Origin of the sequence: Streptomyces sp. NPDC093261, assembly GCF_044753645.1 — a bacterium.
Lineage (GTDB): Bacteria > Actinomycetota > Actinomycetes > Streptomycetales > Streptomycetaceae > Streptomyces.
In genome coordinates this window covers 340,064-357,464 of sequence record NZ_JBIVNO010000003.1, presented here as the reverse complement: position 1 = coordinate 357,464, position 17,401 = coordinate 340,064, and the positions used below count along the sequence as shown (strand labels likewise).

The 17,401-nt window shown below is 70.6% G+C and carries 15 protein-coding genes and 2 pseudogenes; 9 read left to right on the top strand and 8 right to left on the bottom strand.

Going from position 1 to position 17,401, the window contains the following annotated elements; all coding sequences use genetic code 11:
* Positions 1-13: 13 nt before the first annotated feature.
* The gene (locus tag ACIP94_RS10720) at positions 14-934 is read right to left on the bottom strand and encodes a D-alanyl-D-alanine carboxypeptidase family protein (protein ID WP_402422545.1); all 921 of its coding nucleotides are present in this window, start codon (positions 932-934) and stop codon (positions 14-16) included.
* Between the two features lie 189 nt (positions 935-1,123).
* Here ACIP94_RS10720 and ACIP94_RS10715 point away from each other — a divergent pair, with 189 nt between their 5' ends.
* Together ACIP94_RS10715 and ACIP94_RS10710 are read left to right on the top strand one after the other, a co-directional pair.
* A complete protein-coding gene (locus ACIP94_RS10715; protein WP_402422542.1) occupies positions 1,124-1,807 on the top strand; it encodes a GntR family transcriptional regulator in 684 nt (227 codons plus the stop codon).
* Positions 1,804-3,120, top strand: coding sequence for a nitrate/nitrite transporter (locus tag ACIP94_RS10710; protein WP_402422540.1), 1,317 nt, complete (start codon positions 1,804-1,806; stop codon positions 3,118-3,120). The genes ACIP94_RS10715 and ACIP94_RS10710 overlap by 4 nt, the downstream gene beginning before the upstream one ends.
* A gap of 74 nt (positions 3,121-3,194) precedes the next feature.
* Here the strand turns inward: ACIP94_RS10710 and ACIP94_RS10705 are convergent, their stop codons facing one another.
* The gene (locus ACIP94_RS10705) at positions 3,195-3,989 is read right to left on the bottom strand and encodes a carbon-nitrogen family hydrolase (RefSeq protein WP_402422537.1); all 795 of its coding nucleotides are present in this window, start codon (positions 3,987-3,989) and stop codon (positions 3,195-3,197) included.
* Between the two features lie 177 nt (positions 3,990-4,166).
* On the opposite strand from ACIP94_RS10705, the gene ACIP94_RS10700 reads away from it, so the two are divergent.
* On the top strand, positions 4,167-4,991 hold the full coding sequence (locus ACIP94_RS10700) for a maleylpyruvate isomerase family mycothiol-dependent enzyme (RefSeq protein ID WP_402422534.1): 825 nt from the start codon (positions 4,167-4,169) through the stop codon (positions 4,989-4,991).
* 427 nt (positions 4,992-5,418) lie between these two features.
* Here the strand turns inward: ACIP94_RS10700 and ACIP94_RS10695 are convergent, their stop codons facing one another.
* Together ACIP94_RS10695 and ACIP94_RS10690 are read right to left on the bottom strand one after the other, a co-directional pair.
* Positions 5,419-5,913 carry an LURP-one-related/scramblase family protein gene (locus ACIP94_RS10695; protein WP_402422531.1) on the bottom strand — a complete coding sequence of 165 codons (495 nt, stop codon included), beginning with the start codon at positions 5,911-5,913 and terminating at the stop codon, positions 5,419-5,421.
* Positions 5,910-6,104, bottom strand: a pseudogene (locus ACIP94_RS10690) (AraC family transcriptional regulator); the annotation flags it as partial. The pseudogene ACIP94_RS10690 and the gene ACIP94_RS10695, both read right to left, overlap by 4 nt.
* 24 nt (positions 6,105-6,128) lie before the next feature.
* On the opposite strand from ACIP94_RS10690, the pseudogene ACIP94_RS10685 reads away from it, so the two are divergent.
* A pseudogene (locus tag ACIP94_RS10685) lies at positions 6,129-6,239 on the top strand (cupin); the annotation flags it as partial.
* Positions 6,240-6,335: 96 nt separating this feature from the next.
* Here ACIP94_RS10685 and ACIP94_RS10680 read toward each other — a convergent pair.
* Positions 6,336-6,578: a hypothetical protein gene (locus tag ACIP94_RS10680; protein ID WP_402422528.1), complete on the bottom strand. Its 243-nt coding sequence runs from the start codon at positions 6,576-6,578 to the stop codon at positions 6,336-6,338.
* Positions 6,579-6,721: 143 nt separating this feature from the next.
* On the opposite strand from ACIP94_RS10680, the gene ACIP94_RS10675 reads away from it, so the two are divergent.
* The gene (locus ACIP94_RS10675; protein ID WP_402422525.1) at positions 6,722-8,548 is read left to right on the top strand and encodes an NHL domain-containing thioredoxin family protein; all 1,827 of its coding nucleotides are present in this window, start codon (positions 6,722-6,724) and stop codon (positions 8,546-8,548) included.
* Between the two features lie 25 nt (positions 8,549-8,573).
* Here ACIP94_RS10675 and ACIP94_RS10670 read toward each other — a convergent pair whose 3' ends face one another.
* The 3 genes from ACIP94_RS10670 to ACIP94_RS10660 all read right to left on the bottom strand — a co-directional run bounded on the left by ACIP94_RS10670 (position 8,574) and on the right by ACIP94_RS10660 (position 12,219).
* A complete protein-coding gene (locus tag ACIP94_RS10670) occupies positions 8,574-8,816 on the bottom strand; it encodes a DUF6458 family protein (protein ID WP_402422522.1) in 243 nt (80 codons plus the stop codon).
* Positions 8,817-8,972: 156 nt separating this feature from the next.
* Positions 8,973-10,271, bottom strand: coding sequence for a M18 family aminopeptidase (locus tag ACIP94_RS10665; RefSeq protein ID WP_402422519.1), 1,299 nt, complete (start codon positions 10,269-10,271; stop codon positions 8,973-8,975).
* A 121-nt stretch (positions 10,272-10,392) separates the two neighbouring features.
* The gene (locus ACIP94_RS10660; protein ID WP_402423058.1) at positions 10,393-12,219 is read right to left on the bottom strand and encodes an acyl-CoA dehydrogenase; all 1,827 of its coding nucleotides are present in this window, start codon (positions 12,217-12,219) and stop codon (positions 10,393-10,395) included.
* 143 nt (positions 12,220-12,362) lie between these two features.
* Between ACIP94_RS10660 and ACIP94_RS10655 the strand changes: the two genes are divergently transcribed.
* From ACIP94_RS10655 to ACIP94_RS10640, 4 genes are all read left to right on the top strand, one after another.
* Positions 12,363-12,854: an SseB family protein gene (locus tag ACIP94_RS10655; RefSeq protein WP_402422516.1), complete on the top strand. Its 492-nt coding sequence runs from the start codon at positions 12,363-12,365 to the stop codon at positions 12,852-12,854.
* A gap of 259 nt (positions 12,855-13,113) precedes the next feature.
* Positions 13,114-15,054: a YncE family protein gene (locus ACIP94_RS10650; RefSeq protein ID WP_402422513.1), complete on the top strand. Its 1,941-nt coding sequence runs from the start codon at positions 13,114-13,116 to the stop codon at positions 15,052-15,054.
* Between the two features lie 156 nt (positions 15,055-15,210).
* Entirely contained in the window at positions 15,211-16,191 is a 981-nt protein-coding gene (locus ACIP94_RS10645; RefSeq protein WP_402422510.1) for a pirin family protein, read from the top strand.
* A 97-nt stretch (positions 16,192-16,288) separates the two neighbouring features.
* Positions 16,289-17,395 (top strand): AI-2E family transporter, encoded by a 1,107-nt coding sequence (locus tag ACIP94_RS10640; protein WP_402422507.1) that lies wholly within the window; start codon positions 16,289-16,291, stop codon positions 17,393-17,395.
* The last annotated feature ends 6 nt before the right edge of the window (positions 17,396-17,401 follow it).

Below are 17,401 nucleotides of genomic sequence, written 5' to 3'. Positions count from 1 at the left end.
TGGTGCGCGAGGATCAGACGGCGAAGCCGTAGTTCAGCAGCTTCTTCGCGTCGGCCGTACGGTTGTCGACGGACGTCGACGCCAGGACCGTACCGATGATCGTCTTGCCACTGCGGGTCGCGGCGAAGACCAGGCAGTACTTGGCCTCCGGGCCCGAGCCCGTCTTCACGCCGATGGCGCCGCTGTAGGTGCCGAGCAGCGGGTTGGTGTTGGCCCAGTTGTAGTAGCGGTAGCCGCCGCTCTGGGTGGTGACCTTCTGCTTCGTCGACTTGGTGTCGACGACCGAGCGGAAGGTGGAGTTCTTCATCGCGTTGCTCGCGAGCTTCGTCAGGTCGCGCGGCGTCGAGTAGTTGTCGCCGTTGCCGATGCCGTCGAACGAGTCGAAGTGAGTGTTCGTCAGACCGAGGCTCCGGGCGGTGGTGTTCATCTTGCCGATGAACGACTTCACGCGCGCGGCGCGCGTCGAGCCGGAACCGTACTTGTCCGCCAGCGCGTAGGCCGCGTCACAGCCGGAGGGCAGCATCAGCCCGTACAGCAGCTGACGGACGGTGACCTTGTCGCCGACGATCAGATGGGCCTGCGAGGCGTTGTTGGCGACAACGTAGTCGCTGTAGGCCTTCTGGATCGTGACCTTGGAGTCCAGATTCAGGTTCGACTGGGACAGCACCACCTTGGCGGTCATGATCTTGGTCGTGGAGCCGGTGGACAGCTTCGTGTCGGCGGCCTTGGTGAACAGGCTCTTGCCGGTGCCGTTGTTCATCACGAACCCGCCCTTGGCGGTGATCGTGGGCGTTGTGACGGCCTGCGCGGGTGCCGCGGTGAGGGCGGCAGCGGTGAGAACGGCGCCGGTGGTGAACACGGCCGCGGCTGCTCTGCGAACTCGCGCGCCCTTAATGCCGGTAATCAAGTTGAACGCTCCGATTGCGTCTCTCATGCACGGTGTGCATCCAAATGCCCCTGGAGAGCGGCCAGATGGCACGGCCGCTTTCTGGTGAGACTCGTAACTAGCACAAAAGGATGTGCGGTTGCCGAGACGAATATGGAGAGAGGTCGGGAGCGGCCTGGACGGTCCATATCGTGGACGCGCATCGGCTTGCGTACCTGTTGTATCTATGATGTGCGCATGCCTTCAGCGCCGTCCGCCGCCCCCGCTCCCGAGAAGCCGCCCGCCAGGCAGCCGCCCGCCGCCGACCGCGTGTACGCCCACGTCAAACGGGGTGTCCTGGAGCGCCGTTACGAGGGCGGGACGCTGCTCACCGAGGGAGAGCTGGCCGAGGAGGTGGGAGTCTCGCGAACGCCGGTGCGTGAGGCGCTGCTCCGGCTGGAGGTCGAGGGGCTGATCAGGCTCTACCCGAAGAAGGGGGCCTTGGTCCTGCCCGTCTCCGCGCAGGAGATCGCGGATGTGGTGGAGACGCGTCAGCTCGTCGAGGAGCACGCGGCCCGCAAGGCCGTGCCCGCCCCGCCCGGGCTGATCCGCCGCCTGGAGGAACTGCTCGCACGCCAGAAGGAGCAGGCCGCCGCCGGGGACCTGGCCGGTGCGGCGGTCACCGACCGCACCTTCCACGCCGAGATCGTGCGCAGCGGCGGCAACGAGATCCTCTCCCGCCTCTACGACCAGCTCCGCGACCGCCAGTTGCGGATGGGCGTCGCGGTCATGCACTCGCACCCCGACCGGATCGCCAAGACGCTCACCGAGCACGAGGAGATCCTCGAGGCCCTGCGGTCCGGCGACGCCGAGGCGGCCGTCGACGTCGTCCACCGGCACGTCAGCTGGTTCTCCCACCTGGCGCGGGGTGAGGTGCGATGAGTTCCCGTTCCCTGAACCCCCGTTCGGTCTCCCTGCCCGGAGACCCGCCGGGTGGCCGTCGCGCCGTCGCGGTGTGGACCATCGGCGTCGCGGTCTACTTCGTCGCTGTGATCTTCCGCACATCCCTGGGGGTGGCCGGGCTCGACGCCGCGGACCGCTTCCATGTGAACGCCTCCGCCCTGTCCACCTTCTCGATCCTCCAGCTCCTCGTGTACGCGGGCATGCAGATACCCGTCGGCCTGCTGGTGGACCGGCTCGGCACCAAGAAGGTGCTGACCATGGGGGTGGTGCTCTTCACGGCCGGCCAGGTCGGGTTCGCGTTCTCCCCGTCGTACGGCACGGCGCTCGCCTCCCGTGCGCTCCTCGGCTGTGGTGACGCCCTGACATTCATCAGTGTGCTGCGCCTCGGCACCCGCTGGTTCCCGGCCCGCCGTGGTCCGCTGGTCGCACAGCTCGCCGGTCTGGTGGGCATGGCGGGCAACCTGGTCTCGACGCTCGTGCTGGCCCGGCTGCTGCACGGGATCGGCTGGACGGCCGCGTTCGGGGGCAGCGCGCTCGCCGGTGTCGTCGTCCTCGTGCTGCTCCTGCTCTTCCTGGAGGACCACCCCGAGGGGTACGAGCCGGAGCCGTTCCCGCACCACGGGGCGGCGTACATACGACGGCAGATCGCAGCGTCCTGGCGGGAACCCGGCACCCGCCTCGGTATGTGGGTCCACTTCACGAGTCAGTTCCCGGCGATGGTGTTCCTGCTGCTGTGGGGCCTGCCGTTCCTGGTCCAGGCGCAGGGGCTGTCGCGGGCGACGGCCGGGGAGATGCTCACGCTCGTGGTGCTGTCGAACATGGTCGTCGGCCTGGTCTACGGGCAGATCGTGGCCCGGCACCACACGGCCCGGCTGCCGCTGGCGCTCGGGACGGTCGGGGCGACGGCGGTGCTGTGGGCGGCCACGCTGTTCTACCCGGGCCCGCACGCACCGATGTGGCTGCTGGTCGCGCTCTGCGTGGTGCTCGGAGCCTGCGGCCCGGCGTCGATGATCGGCTTCGACTTCGCGCGTCCGGCGAACCCGCCGGAGCGTCAGGGCACTGGCTCCGGCATCACCAACATGGGCGGTTTCATCGCCTCCATGACGACGCTGCTGGCGATCGGCGTGCTGCTGGACGCGACCGGCGACGACTACACCGTGGCGTTCTCCGCCGTGTTCGTGCTCCAGGCGCTGGGGCTGAGCCAGATCCTCCGGCTGCGCGGCAAGGCGGTGCGCAGGGAGCAGGAGCGGCTGGTGGCCAGCCGGGTGGAGACGGTGCACGTGCCGGCCTAGGGCCGGCAGGGCGGAGTCGTCGGCGCACGGCGGGTCGTCGCGCACGGCCGAGCCGTCGGTGCACGGCCGAGCCGTCAGTGCCGTGGGCGGTCCAGGCCCAGCACCCGGTCCTTCAGCGCCGGGAACTGCTCCCGGGTGGACGCGACCTTGCCCGGGTCGAACTCCACCGTGAGGATCTCCTCCTCGACCCCGGCCTGGGCGAGGACCTCGCCCCACGGATCCACCACGATCGAGTGACCCGCCTGCGGAACTCCCGCGTGGGTTCCGGCCGTTCCACAGGCAAGGACGTACGCCTGGTTCTCGACCGCCCGCGCCTGGGCCAGCAGCGTCCAGTGGGACCGGCGGCGCTCCGGCCAGCCCGCCGGGATCACGAGCGTCTCGGCCCCCGCGGCCACGAGTGAGCGGAACAGCTCGGGGAAGCGGAGGTCGTAGCAGGTGGCCACGCCGACGGTCGTCTCCGGCAGGCGCACGGTCACCAGCTCGCTTCCCGCACCCATCAGCACGGCCTCGCCCTGGTCGAAGCCGAAGCGGTGGATCTTGCGGTAGGCGGCGGCCAGTTCACCGGAGGGGGAGAAGATGAGAGACGTGTTGTAGAGGGGGCCCTCGGGGTCGCGTTCGGGGATCGAGCCGGCGTGCAGCCAGACGCCCGCGTCGCTCGCCGCCTTCGCCATCGCCTCGTGGGTGGGCCCGTCGAGCGGTTCGGCCTCGGTCCCGAAGTCCTCGTAGGCGAACGCGCCGGTGGTCCAGAGCTCGGGCAGCACCACGAGATCGACTCCGGCTTGTTCCCGGACCAGCGAGGCGGCTCGCCGCCGCCGCGACTCGACCGATTCGTCCTCGTCTACCCGGATCTGGATCAGAGAGGCGCGCACACTACCACCGTCCTGGCATTCGAGCGTTCTTTTCAGGCCTACGATCGTCACACGAAAGCACTGCCGGGGTGCCTCAGAGCAGCGTAACTTAACGTTCCGAGACACCCGCCGACAGTCGCCTCCCGTCGACATAGCTGTCAACCGCCCGTGCACCGACCGCCCGAGGGGTCCCGTTCCGTGAGTCTGCATCCCACCCTCCAGCCCTACGCCGACGCCTGGACCCACTCGATCGAAGCGATATCCGAGCTGGTGCAGCCGCTCGTGGAAGGCGAGTGGAACCGGCGGACGCCCTGCCCCGGCTGGTCGGTGCGGGACGTGGTCTCCCATGTCATCGGCATGGACTGCGAGATGCTCGGCGACCCCCGCCCGATCCACACGCTCCCGCGCGACCTCTTCCACGTCACGAACGAGCAGCAGCGGTACACGGAGATGCAGGTCGACGTCCGCCGTCACCACACGGCGCCGGAGATGACGTCCGAGCTCGAGTACACCGTCATCCGCCGCAACCGCCAGCTGCGGAACGAGTCGCGGGACCCGGGCACCAAGGTGCGGGGCCCGTTCGGCAGCGAGCAGACCCTCGAGGAGGCCATGCGGTACCGCGCGTTCGACGTGTGGGTGCATGAGCAGGACCTGCGGACGGCGCTGGGGCGCCCGGGGAACCTGGACTCGCCTGGCGCGCTCATCACCCGGGACGAGCTGCTGGCCGCGCTGCCGAAGGTGGTGGCCGAGGGCGCCGGGGCGCCTCCCGGCACGGCGGTCGTCTTCGACGTCCACGGCCCCGTCGACTTCCTGCGCACGGTGCGGGTCGACGCGGAGGGGCGCGGCACGATCGACGGCACGCCCTCGCTGGGCCCGGCGGTGTCGCTCACGCTGGACTGGGAGACCTACGTCCGCCTCGCCTGTGGCCGCGTCACCGCGGACGTGGTGGCGGACCGCATCAAGGCGGAGGGCGACCCGGAACTCACGGCAGCGATCCTGCTGGCGTTCGCGGTCACCAAGTAGCGGACGGGTCCCGGACGGGCGCGCAGCGCCTCCGGCGGGTTTCGCGCCCGGCGGGCCTTGCGCCCGGGGGCGGGCCGCCGGTCCTTGCGCCCGACGGGCAGGCCGCCGGGCGCGCTTCCGGCTTCGGGCTCGGGTTTCGGGCTCGGCATTCGGGCGCCGGCTCCGGGCTTGGTCTACGGGCGCCGGGCTCGGCGTGCATGCTCCGGCCCCGCGCTTCGGCCTACGGGCCCAGGCCCGCGCTTCGGCTAGCGGCCCAGGCCCGGCTTCCGGGCTTCGGCTTTGGCTCAAGGGCTCCCGGCCCCAGGCTCGCCCTCCCGCCTCCGTTCTCCGAACCGAGCCGCCCGCGCAGAGCATGCGGCTCGCGGGGCGGTGGCCATGGGGGCCCCGGACCGCGAAGCGCCGTGGGCAGGGGCCGTCACCGTGGCGCTCAGTGCTCCTCTCGTTCCTTGTCCGCCAGGTGGATCACGCATACCGCCACCGCGATCAGCAGCGCCGGATCCGCGTCCTCGCGCACGATGTCGACGCCGTATGTCTCCCGGAGGGTCAGCCAGCGGCGGGAGATCTGCGCCAGCAGCTCCTCCTCGTACTCGATGGCGAACTCGCGGTCGAGGATCTTGCCGCTGACGTCGAGTTCCGTGCCGTCCGCCAGCGAGACGCGGTAGTGGTTGCGCAGCAGGGACAGCCGCTTGCGCCTGATCCTGGCCAGCGGTTCGCCGTCGCGCTCGATGATCATCGTGTCGCGCAGGGCGAACATCTTCTGGTGGATGTCGATCAGGACGCGCCCCTGCGTGTCCTTCAGCTCGAACGTGTCCCGTAGGCGCATCGCCTTGCCGTCGACCAGGAACACCTTGTTGCCGTGCTGGTCCTCGATCCAGTAGTCGTCACCGATGCCGAGGAGCCGGTCGCGTACGAGGAATCTCATACGATGAGGGCTTCCCCGGTGGCCGGTCCGAAACGCCGCCGGTACGCCGACGGACTGAGTCCGGTCTCGCGCCGCAGCCGCTCCCGCGGATTGGCGGCGGTGCCGAGGCCGCTGCGCGCGGCCACCACGTCCAGCCGCTCCTCCCCGCGCTCGATCAGCCGGCACGCGCGGGCGCCCCGCTCCCCGGTCAGTCAGGCAAGCCGGCGTGGTGCCTGGCGGGAGCGTCGATCCTGCTGTTCGAACCCACCGGCACGATGACGGTCGGCGACCGTCACGAGGAGGTGCCGGAGCACGTGGACGCGGCGACGGGGCACACGCTCGCCTGAGCGGGCGGCACCGGACGCCGCGCCGGACGTGGACGAGTCCCCCGCCGTCGGCGGGGGACTCGGGGGCGAACCGTTCGGTGGGCGCGGGCGGTCGGCTTACCGGTAGCCGTCCCGCATGTCCCGTCGGTCGCGCAGGTCCTCGTCGTCCTCGTCCCACGACGAACGGTGCTCGTCGCGCTCCCGGCGCAGGCCGGCGCCCTCCACATCGCCGTCCGCCCTGCCGGACCCGCTCATGTCGGGGTCGCGTCGGTTCCGGTCGCGCCTGTCCTCGCCTGTGATCTCCCCGTGCTCGCGCTCACGGTCCCGGCGGCGGATCTGGTCGTCGATGTCTCGTGGCATGGAACTGCTCCCTTGCGATGGCCCCCCTGTCTGCGACGAGCATCTCTCCGTGAGGGCCTGTGCGCATCCCGTACGGGTACGGACGGTCACCGCGTTGTCCACAGGCTTCCCGGGCCACCGAGCGCAGATGGCACTCTTGACCCATGAACGACTCCCCACCGCGCCGCGTCCGTGTCCGTGCCCCCGAGCTGATCGGCAAGGGTGGCTGGCTGAACACGGGCGGACGGCAGTACACCCTCGCCGACCTGCGAGGACGTATCGTCATCCTCGATTTCTGGACGTTCTGCTGCATCAACTGTCTGCATGTCCTGGACGAGCTGCGCGAGCTGGAGGAGAAGCACCGCGACACCGTGGTGATCATCGGCGTGCACTCGCCGAAGTTCGTCCATGAGGCGGAGCACCAGGCGGTGGTGGACGCCGTCGAGCGGTACGAGGTGGAGCACCCGGTGCTGGACGACCCGGAGCTCGCCACCTGGAAGCAGTACGCCGTCCGTGCCTGGCCGACGCTCGTCGTCATCGACCCCGAGGGGTACGTGGTCGCGCAGCACGCGGGCGAGGGCCATGCCCACGCGATAGCGCGGCTCGTCGAGGAGCTGGAGCAGGAGCACGCGGCGAAGGGCACCCTGCGCCGCGGCGACGGCCCCTACGTGCCGCCGGAGCCGGAGCCCACCACCCTCCGTTTCCCGGGCAAGGCGCTGCTGCTGCCGTCCGGCACCTTCCTGGTCAGCGACACCACCCGGCACCAGCTGGTGGAGCTGGCGGCGGACGGCGAGACGGTGGTCCGGCGCATCGGTTCGGGCGTGCGGGGCTTCTCGGACGGCCCGGCCGAGGCCGCGGCCTTCAGCGAGCCGCAGGGCCTGGCGCTGGTGGACGACGGCGCGGTGGTCGTCGCCGACACGGTGAACCACGCGCTGCGCCGTCTGGACCTGGCGACCGGGGAGGTCACCACGCTCGCGGGCACCGGCACTCAGTGGTGGCAGGGGTCGCCCACCTCCGGCCCCGCCCGGGAGGTGGACCTCTCCTCGCCGTGGGACGTGGCGGTCTTCGGCGGCCGGGTGTGGGTCGCCATGGCGGGCGTGCACCAGCTGTGGACGTACGACCCGGAGACGGGCACGGTCGCGGTGGCGGCAGGCACCACCAACGAGGGGCTGGTGGACGGCCCGGGAGCCGAGGCGTGGTTCGCGCAGCCTTCGGGTCTCGCGGTCTCGGCCGACGGCGAGCGCCTGTGGCTCGCGGACTCCGAGACGAGCGCCCTGCGCTGGGTGGACCGGGACGGCGCGGTCCACACGGCGGTCGGCACGGGACTGTTCGACTTCGGGCACCGGGACGGCGCGGCCGAACAGGCGCTGCTCCAGCACCCGTTGGGCGTGACCGCACTGCCTGACGGCTCGGTGGCGGTCAGCGACACCTACAACCACGCGCTGCGGCGCTACGACCCGGCGACGGGCGAGGTGACGACGCTGGCGACGGATCTGCGGGAGCCGTCGGACGCGGTGCTCGTCGGTGGGGACATCGTGGTGGTGGAGTCCGCCCGCCACCGGCTGACCCGGCTGCGGCTGCCCGAGGAGGCGGTGCAGGTCGCGTCGGTCGCCCACCGCACCCAGCGCGCCGCGACCGAAGTGGCGCCCGGCGGGCTCCGGTTGGAGGTCGTCTTCCAGGCCCCGGCCGGACAGAAGCTGGACACGCGCTATGGCCCCTCCACCCGACTGCTGGTCTCCTCGACCCCACCGGAACTGCTGCTCCAGGGCGAGGGAGCCGACACGGATCTCGCCCGCGAGCTGGAGCTGAACCCGTCCGTGCCCGAAGGCGTCCTGCATGTCTCGGCGATGGCCGCGTCCTGCGACGACGATCCGGCGAACGAGTATCCGGCGTGCCATGTCCACCAGCAGGACTGGGGCGTCCCGGTCCGTGTCGTCCAGGGCGGGGCGACCCGGCTGCCGCTGGTGCTGGCGGGGATGGACGCGGAGTAGGCCGGCGGGGCGGCCGGGCGCGGGGTCAGACCCCGTACCCGCCGTATCCGTCGCCGGGACGGTGCCGTTCCTCCTCGATGACGGGGGTCGGCGGCACCATCACCCGCCTCCGCCGGTAGATGCTGCTGAAGGTGGCGACTCCGATCAGCCCGACGATCATGAAGATGACGCCGACCAGATGGAGGTTGACGCCCTGCATGTGCCAGTCGGTCGCAAACGCGAGGATGGCCCCCACGGCGATCAGGATGATGCATCCGCCCAGGCCCATGAGTCCTGCCCTCCCTGTGGGTCCGGTCCTTCCGGCCCCGAACCCGGGTACCCGGCAGGGCGGTGGGCATGCCGGTTGATCGCACGGGTGCCCGAGTGACGGGACTGGAGAGCCCGCAGGGCCTGGAGGGCCGGGCCGCGGTGGGGCGGGGGAGCGTCAGCCCTCCAGGAACGCCACCAGCGCGTTCGCCAGCAGGTGCGGGTCGTCCGCGGCGCACAGTTCGCGGGCGCTGTGCATCGAGAGGATCGCCGCGCCGATGTCGACCGTCTTGATGCCGTGGCGGGCCGCGGTGATGGGGCCGATGGTCGTGCCGCAGGGCATCGCGTTGTTCGAGACGAAGGACTGGAAGGGGACGTTCGCCTTCTCGCAGGCCGCGGCGAAGATCGCACGGCCCGAACCGTCCGTGGCGTAGCGGTTGTTGACGTTCACCTTGAGGATGGGGCCGCCGCCCGCGCGCGGGTGGTGGGTCGGGTCGTGCCGCTCCGGGTAGTTGGGGTGGACGGCGTGCCCGGTGTCGGAGGACAGACAGACCGAACCGGCGAAGGCGCGCGCCCGGTCCTCGTAGGAACCGCCCCGGGCGAACACCGAGCGTTCCAGCACGGATCCGAGCAGCGGGCCGTCGGCGCCGGTGTCGGACTGGGAGCCGTTCTCCTCGTGGTCGAAGGCCGCGAGCACCGGGATGAAGGCTCCGGCGGTGCCGGAGCCGGCCACGGCCGCGAGCGCCGCGGTGGCGGCGTGCACGGACAGCAGGTTGTCCATCCGCGGGCCCGCCACCAGCTCCTTGTCCCGGCCGAGGTAGGCGGGCGGCTCGACGGAGTGGGTCATCAGGTCCCAGCCCGTCACCTCACCCGCGGGAAGGCCCAGCTCCTGTTCCAGGAACGCGATGAGGTCACCGTCGCGCACCTCGTCGCCCAGGCCCCAGACGGGCTGCAGATGACGCTGCTTGTCCAGCTTCAGCCCCTCCGTGGAGACCGAGCGGTCCAGGTGCACGGCGAGCTGGGGCACGCGCAGCAGCGGTCTGTCGATGTTCACGAGGCGGGTGGAGCCGTCGCGCAGGGAGAGCCGGCCGGACAGGCCGAGGTCGCGGTCCAGCCAGGAGTTGAGCAGCGGTCCGCCGTAGATCTCGACCGCGATCTGCCGCCAGCCGTGGGCACCGCTGTCCGGACGCGGCTTGACCCGCAGGTTCGGGGAGTCGGTGTGCGCGCCCACGATCCGGAAGGGGGTGTGCGCCTCGGCGCCCTCGGGGACGTACCAGGCGATGATCGCGCCCCCGCGGAGCACGTACTTCCCGCCGCTCGACCCGTCCCACGCGTCCGTCTCCGCGACCTGCCGGAAGCCTGCCTTCTCCAGGCGCTCGGCGGCGTGTGCCACGGCGTGGTACGGCGAGGGGCTCGCCGCCAGGAAGGACATGAGGTCGTCGGTGTGGCCGCGATCGAAGCGAGGGCTTGTGCTCATGGGTTCACCTTAACGACGGGCGAGGGCCCGCTCCCGGTGATGGGAGCGGGCCCTCGTAAGGAGGATGTGGAGGTTGGAGAGCGCCGGGCCGGCCCGGCCGGCCGGGCGTGCGGCTCCGGTCCTAGAACGCGGCCTCGTCCAGGTCCATGAGGTCCAGGTCCACGCCCTCGGACAGCTTGCGGGCCAGGGTCACGCCCGGCAGGACGTTGGCCGCGAAGAACTTCGCCGCCGCGATCTTGCCGGCGTAGAACGCCTTGTCCTTGGCGGAGGCCGTCCCGAGCTTCTCGGCGGCGACCGCGGCGCCCCTCAGCAGCAGATAGCCGACGATCACGTCACCGGAGGCCAGCAGCAGACGGGTGGTGTTCAGGCCCACCTTGTAGATGTTCCTGACGTCCTCCTGGGTGGCGCCGAGGTCCGTCAGCATCAGGCCGACGATCGCCTCCAGCTCCACGGCCGCCTTGGCCAGGTGCTCGCGGGCGCCCGCCAGCTCCTCGCCGCCGGTCTCGATCGCCAGGAACTTCTTGATGTCCTCGGCGAGCGAGTTCAGCGCGGCGCCCTGGTTGCGGACGATCTTCCGGAAGAAGAAGTCCTGGCCCTGGATCGCGGTGGTGCCCTCGTAGAGGGTGTCGATCTTGGCGTCGCGGATGTACTGCTCGATCGGGTACTCCTGCAGGAAGCCGGAGCCGCCGAAGGTCTGGAGCGACTGGGCGAGCTGCTCGTAGCCCTTCTCGGAGCCGTAGCCCTTCACGATCGGCAGGAGCAGGTCGTTGAGGGCGTGCTCGGCGGAGGCGTCCTCACCGTTCGCCTCCTTGACCGCGATCGTGTCCTGGACGGAGGCGGTGTGGAGGACGAGCGCGCGCATGCCCTCCGCGTACGCCTTCTGCGTCATCAGCGAGCGGCGCACGTCGGGGTGGTGCGTGATGGTGACCTTGGGCGCGGTCTTGTCCATGAAGTTGGCCAGGTCCGGACCCTGGACGCGCTCCTTGGCGTACTCCAGGGCGTTCAGGTAGCCGGTGGACAGCGTGGAGATCGCCTTCGTGCCGACCATCATGCGGGCGAACTCGATGATCCGGAACATCTGGCGGATGCCGTCGTGCTTGTCGCCGATCAGCCAGCCCTTGGCGGGGTGGCGGTCGCCGAAGGTCATCTCGCAGGTGTTGGACGCCTTCAGGCCCATCTTGTGCTCGACGTTGGTGGCGTAGACGCCGTTGCGCTCGCCCAGCTCGCCGGTCTCGAAGTCGAAGAGGTACTTCGGGACGAGGAAGAGGGACAGGCCCTTGGTGCCCGGTCCGGCGCCCTCGGGACGGGCGAGGACGTAGTGGAGGATGTTCTCCTCCATGTCGTGCTCACCGGAGGTGATGAAGCGCTTCACACCCTCGATGTGCCAGGAGCCGTCCTCCTGCCGGATCGCCTTGGTGCGGCCGGCGCCGACGTCCGAGCCGGCGTCCGGCTCGGTGAGCACCATGGTGGAGCCCCAGGTCTTGTCGACGGCTATCTGCGCGATCTTCTTCTGGACCTCGTTGCCCTCCTCGAAGAGGATGCGGGCGAACGCCGGGCCGGAGGAGTACATCCAGATGGCGGGGTTCGAGCCGAGGATCAGTTCCGCGTACGCCCAGATCAGGGACGGCGGGGCGGTGGTGCCGCCGACCTCCTCGGGGATGCCGAGGCGCCAGTACTCGGAGTCCATGAAGGCCTTGTAGCTCTTCTTGAAGGACGCGGGGACGGGTGCGGTGTTCGTCTCGGGGTCGAAGACCGGCGGGTTGCGGTCGGCGTCCGCGAAGGACTCCGCCAGCTCGTTCTCCGAGAGGCGGGTCAGCTCCTCGAGGACGCTCTTGGCGGTGTCCGTGTCCATCTCCGCGAACGGGCCGGTGCCGTACAGCTTGTCGCGGCCGAGCACCTCGAAGAGGTTGAACTCGATGTCGCGGAGATTCGACTTGTAGTGCCCCATGGCGACGGCTCCGTAGAGAGATCGGCGAGGCACTGACTCCTCGCATCCGGTTCACGTACTGACAGGTAGCACCGATGATGCTACCCGCCGGTAATAAGAATCAAGCCCTCACGGTCCATATGTGGCCCACTACTCTTTGGGGCATGTACGGCTATCAGAACGCGGGTGCGCAGCAGCAGTACGCCTCGTCGCAGCAGCAGATGCCCGGGCAGCAGATGCCGGGCGGGCAGATGCCCGGCGGATACGGCCAGCAGCCTCCGCTGTACCCCGAGCCGTCGCCGCCGTCGCTCGCCGACGCGGTCCGCGCGTTCACCACGGGGTCGATGTCCGCCGAGGACTTCCAGCAGATCTTCGCCACGTCCAAGGTGTACTGCCCGCGCGGCGACAACCCCGGGTTTCTGGCGCTGCACAACACCCAGCAGCCGGTGATCCCCATGTTCACCTCGCTGAAGGAGCTGCGGAGATACGCCGGCAAGGAGTCGAAGTACTTCGTGATCACCGGCGCGGAGGTGATCGACCTGCTGCCGACGGGCTATGGATTCGTGCTCGACATGGAGGGGGAGCACCGGATGGTGTTCGACGCCAAGGCGGTCGAGCAGATGGTGGAGTTCGCGATGCGGCGCATGTATGGCTAGACGCCGTTGCCGCGAGACGGCTGGACGCCGGTGCCGCGAGACGGCTGGACGCCGGTGCGGTGAGGACCGCTGACCGTGCCGGGCGAGGGGCCCGGCGCTGCCGTAATTTACTCTTCATTTGTCACGGCCATGCCATAGAGTTCCCCGGGCAGCCGCGCCCTGCGTGCCACCGCCCTCGGGCGGTCGCGTCCGGGTGTCGCGCGGCGCTCTCATCTCCCGGCCATCCCGGGATCTCTCGTGGGGGTTCATCACTGTGCGCATGCGCAGCACTTCGGCCGCGACGGCGCTCGCGGTCCTCTTCGGCTCGGTCGCGCTGAGCGTGGCCGGGGCGGGCTCCGCCTCGGCCGAGCCGGCCGTTCTCACCCAGCCCGTCGGCCTGGTCGCGGACGGCGCGCTCCAGCGTGTCTTCGTCGCCGACCAGGACAACGGACGGATCCTGGCCACCGACTACAAGGGCACCCTGGTCGACCTGAACGTCGGCTTCGGCCGCCCCAGCGACCTCGCGCTCTCCGCCGACGGCCTCACCCTGTACGCGTCCCTGCCCACCAGCCACGAGATCGTGGCCCTGGACGCGGCCACCCTGGAGGTCAGGACCCGCTACGACCTCGGCGCCGGCACCGACCCGCGCAAGGTCGCCTTCGCGGGCGGGCGGCTGTGGTTCTCGTACCGGATCACCGGTGACGACGGCTTCCACGGCAACCTCGGGTCCATCGACCCCGCCGCCACCGACGCGGCCGCCGCGGTGGCCCTCGGGCAGCTCCCGGACACGGTCGCCCCGTACTACAACGCGGCGGTCCTCGACGCCGACCCCTCCGTACCCGGTCTGCTGTCCGTCGCCGACAGCGGCGACAGCCCGGGCGCGCTGAACGTGCTCGACGTCTCAGGAGCCACCCCGAAGCTGGTCGCCAAGAGCGACGGCGGGCAGTACTTCGGCGACATCGACCTCGTGCCCGGCACCTCCCAGGTGCTGTGGAACGGCTCCCGGAAGCTCTCCTACGCCGACGGGACCTTCACGGAGGCCGGGGGGCTCGCGGAGACGGGCTGGTCCGGCGATGTCTCGCCGAGCGGTCTGATCGCCCAGGCCTACGACCGTCATGTGTCCGTCTACAAGGCGGGCGCCACCACTCCGGTGCGCCGCTTCGACACGGGGACGTCGTCCAGCATCGGCGAGGTGGCGTGGGCCCCCGACTCCTCGCGGCTGTTCGCCCTCGCCGGTACGGGCAGCACCTTCACCCTGAAGGCGTACACCGGCCCGGCGCTCAGCGTGCCGAGCCTCACGGTCGACGCGCCCGCCTCCGCGACCCGCGCCAAGCAGCTCACGGTCAAGGGACGGATCACGGCGAACGTGCCGCTCCCGGCCGGGGCGAAGCTCGCGGTCACCCGCACCGACCTGGACAGCCCCGCCGGCAAGGCGCTCCCGGCCGTCACGGTGAAGGCGGACGGCAGCTACTCCTTCACGGACACCCCGCCGGCCGGCGGCACCGTCACCTACAAGGTCACCTACGCGGGCGACGCCGAGCACACGTCGGCCACCGCCTCCGACAAGGTCGCGGTCTCCCGCGCCGCGACGACGCTGAGCCTGAACAACAACGGCAAGCTGTACGACTACGGCGCCGATGTGAAGTTCACCGCCCACCTCGGCACGACGTACAAGAACCGCAAGGTCGAGATCTACGCCGACCCCTTCGGCTCGGACAAGCCGAGGAAGCTGGTGAAGTCCGGCACGGTGAACTCCGGCGGCAACCTGACCGTGACGCTGGACATGAGCCGTGACACGGCCGTCAGCGCGGTCTTCGCGGGCGACTCCCGCTACCAGCCGAAGACGGTCAAGATCAATGCGTACGCCCGGGTCAAGGTCTCCACGGCCGTCTCCAGGCACTACAAGACGGCCGAGATCGGCTCGACGTCGTACTACTGGTTCCACAAGAACACCGACCCGCTGCTCACCACGACCATGACCTACTACCCGGGGCGCAAGCAGCGTTTCGACCTGCAGGTCTACTACAACGGCCAGTGGTACTCGGCCGACTCCGAGTACTTCCCGCTCGGCACGAGCGGGAAGTCGGCCGTGAGCCTCGAGGCGCCCGGCGAGTCGGGGATCAGGGCGCGGATGCGGTCCGTGTACGTCAACGGCTCGTCCGGTGACACCGTGAACTCCACGACGTACGGGGCCTGGAAGTACCTGTACTTCAGCAACTGACGCGGCTCGGGCGGCCGGCAGCGCTGACACAGCCCAAGCGGCCGGCGCGTGGACGCGGCGACGGGAGCCCGGAGGGAATGTCCTCCGGGCTCTTCGCGTTGGGGTGGCAGAAAGTTCAATCGTCAACTAAAGTGAGAGCACAAGGAGGTACCAGACATGCCTGCAGTGACCGTAGAAAACCCGCTGACCCTGCCCCGCGTGGTCGCGCCGGCCGACGCGGTGTCCCGTCCCGTGCTCGGTGTCACGACCGCGCCCAGCGGCTACGAGGGCGAGGGATTCCCGGTCCGCCGGGCGTTCGCCGGGATCCATTACCGCCACCTCGACCCGTTCATCATGATGGATCAGATGGGCGAGGTGGAGTACGCGCCGGGCGAGCCGAAGGGCACCCCCTGGCACCCCCACCGCGGCTTCGAAACCGTCACCTACATCATCGACGGCGTCTTCGACCACCAGGACTCCCACGGCGGTGGCGGCACCATCACCAACGGTGACACCCAGTGGATGACCGCGGGCGCGGGGCTTCTGCACATCGAGGCCCCGCCGGAGTCGCTCGTCGTGTCCGGCGGCCTGTTCCACGGCATCCAGCTCTGGGTCAACCTGCCCGCCAGGGACAAGATGATGGCCCCGCGCTACCAGGACATCCGCGGTGGCCAGGTCCAGCTGCTGACGACCCCCGACGGCGGCGCGCTGATCCGCGTCATCGCCGGTGAGCTGGACGGCCACCAGGGCCCCGGCATCACGCACACGCCGATCACCCTGATCCACGCCACCGTGGCGCCGGGCGCGGAGATCACCCTGCCCTGGCGCGAGGACTTCAACGGTCTCGCGTACGTCCTGGCCGGCCGCGGCAGCGTCGGTGCGGAGCGCCGTCCGATCCGCCTCGGCCAGACCGCCGTGTTCGGCGCGGGCTCCTCGATCACCGTCCGCGCGGACGAGAAGCAGGACTCCCACACGCCCGACCTCGAGGTCGTCCTGCTGGGCGGACAGCCGATCCGTGAGCCCATGGCGCACTACGGCCCGTTCGTCATGAACACCCGCGAGGAACTCCAGCAGGCCTTCGAGGACTTCCAGAAGGGGCGCCTCGGCACCATCCCCGCCGTGCACGGGATGACCGACAGCGGTCCGCAGGGCGCCTGATCAGCGGCTGGGTGGTGCCGGCGCGGTCCTGATACGGCGTCACCCGGGCGGGCTGTCCGCACAGGACAGCCCGCCCTTCGCGTGATCGGCTGGGAGGGTGCAGCTCCTTCCCGACCCCGTACGCCGGCTCGCCGCCTGGTGCGCCGCCGTCCTGCTCGTCGCCGGGGTCGTCTGGATCGTGATCCGGCTGTGCGGGCAGTTCCGTACGGCCGTCGTGCCGGTGCTGCTCGCGCTGCTCGGCAGCGCGCTCCTCGGGCCGCTGCACCGGTGGCTGGTGCGGGCCGGTGTCCATCGCTCGCTCGCGGCCGGGATCACCTGTGTCGCCGTGGTGACCGTGGTGGGCGGGGCCGTGTACATCGTCGTCGGCGCGCTCGTCGACACCGGCGACCAGATCCTGTCCTCGCTCAAGCGGGCCGCGAAGTCGGTCGCGGGGTACTTCGGGGCGGCCGGCACCTCGCTGGACGACCTGGCCACCAACTCCAAGGGCCTGATCTCCAAGTTCGCGGGCACCGCCGCCTCCAACGTGATCAGCGGGGTCAGCGTCGTGGCCGAGTACGTCGCGATGGCCGTGCTGGCCCTGCTGCTCGTCTTCTTCTTTCTGCGCGACTCCCACCGCGTGGCGGACCTGCTGCGCTCGCTCGCCCCGCCCGGCACCGCCGACACCGTCGAGGCGGTGGCGCGGCGCGCCTACGAGGCCGTCGAGGGCTTCATGCGCGGCACCACGGTCATCGCGCTCATCGACGCGACGCTGACCACGGTGGGGCTGCTGGTCCTGAGCGTCCCGGGGGCGATCGGGCTGGGTGCGCTCGTCTTCGTGGGCGCCTACATCCCCTATCTCGGCGCCTTTCTCTCCGGCGCCGTCGCGATCCTGGTCGCCCTCGCGGACCGCGGGCTGGTCATCGCGCTGTGGGCGCTCGGCGTCGTCGTCGCCGTGCAGGTGCTGGACGGGCATGTGCTCCAGCCGGTGGTGCAGAGCCGGACCGTGCGGATGCACCCGGCCGCGGTGCTGCTGGCCCTCACCGCGGGCGCGTCGGTCGCCGGGATCCTCGGGATGCTGCTGGCGGTGCCGCTGACGGCGGCGGCGTTCGGCGTCGGCCATGAGCTGCGGACACGGTACGGACGGGACGGGCCGGAACCGGCGCGCCCGGGGCCGGACGCCCGCGGGGATCCGCCGGGTGCGCAGGGGAGACCCCCGGGCGCGTGAGGGGCC

Coding starts and splice junctions, on each gene's coding strand:
- ACIP94_RS10715 (WP_402422542.1), top strand. CDS start 1,124: ATGCCTTCAGCGCCGTCCGCCGCCCCCGCTCCCGAGAAGCCGCCCGCC.
- ACIP94_RS10655 (WP_402422516.1), top strand. CDS start 12,363: ATGTACGGCTATCAGAACGCGGGTGCGCAGCAGCAGTACGCCTCGTCG.
- ACIP94_RS10695 (WP_402422531.1), bottom strand. CDS start 5,913: ATGAGATTCCTCGTACGCGACCGGCTCCTCGGCATCGGTGACGACTAC.
- ACIP94_RS10660 (WP_402423058.1), bottom strand. CDS start 12,219: ATGGGGCACTACAAGTCGAATCTCCGCGACATCGAGTTCAACCTCTTC.
- ACIP94_RS10645 (WP_402422510.1), top strand. CDS start 15,211: ATGCCTGCAGTGACCGTAGAAAACCCGCTGACCCTGCCCCGCGTGGTC.
- ACIP94_RS10665 (WP_402422519.1), bottom strand. CDS start 10,271: ATGAGCACAAGCCCTCGCTTCGATCGCGGCCACACCGACGACCTCATG.
- ACIP94_RS10720 (WP_402422545.1), bottom strand. CDS start 934: ATGAGAGACGCAATCGGAGCGTTCAACTTGATTACCGGCATTAAGGGC.
- ACIP94_RS10710 (WP_402422540.1), top strand. CDS start 1,804: ATGAGTTCCCGTTCCCTGAACCCCCGTTCGGTCTCCCTGCCCGGAGAC.
- ACIP94_RS10680 (WP_402422528.1), bottom strand. CDS start 6,578: ATGCCACGAGACATCGACGACCAGATCCGCCGCCGGGACCGTGAGCGC.
- ACIP94_RS10650 (WP_402422513.1), top strand. CDS start 13,114: ATGCGCAGCACTTCGGCCGCGACGGCGCTCGCGGTCCTCTTCGGCTCG.
- ACIP94_RS10670 (WP_402422522.1), bottom strand. CDS start 8,816: ATGGGCCTGGGCGGATGCATCATCCTGATCGCCGTGGGGGCCATCCTC.
- ACIP94_RS10675 (WP_402422525.1), top strand. CDS start 6,722: ATGAACGACTCCCCACCGCGCCGCGTCCGTGTCCGTGCCCCCGAGCTG.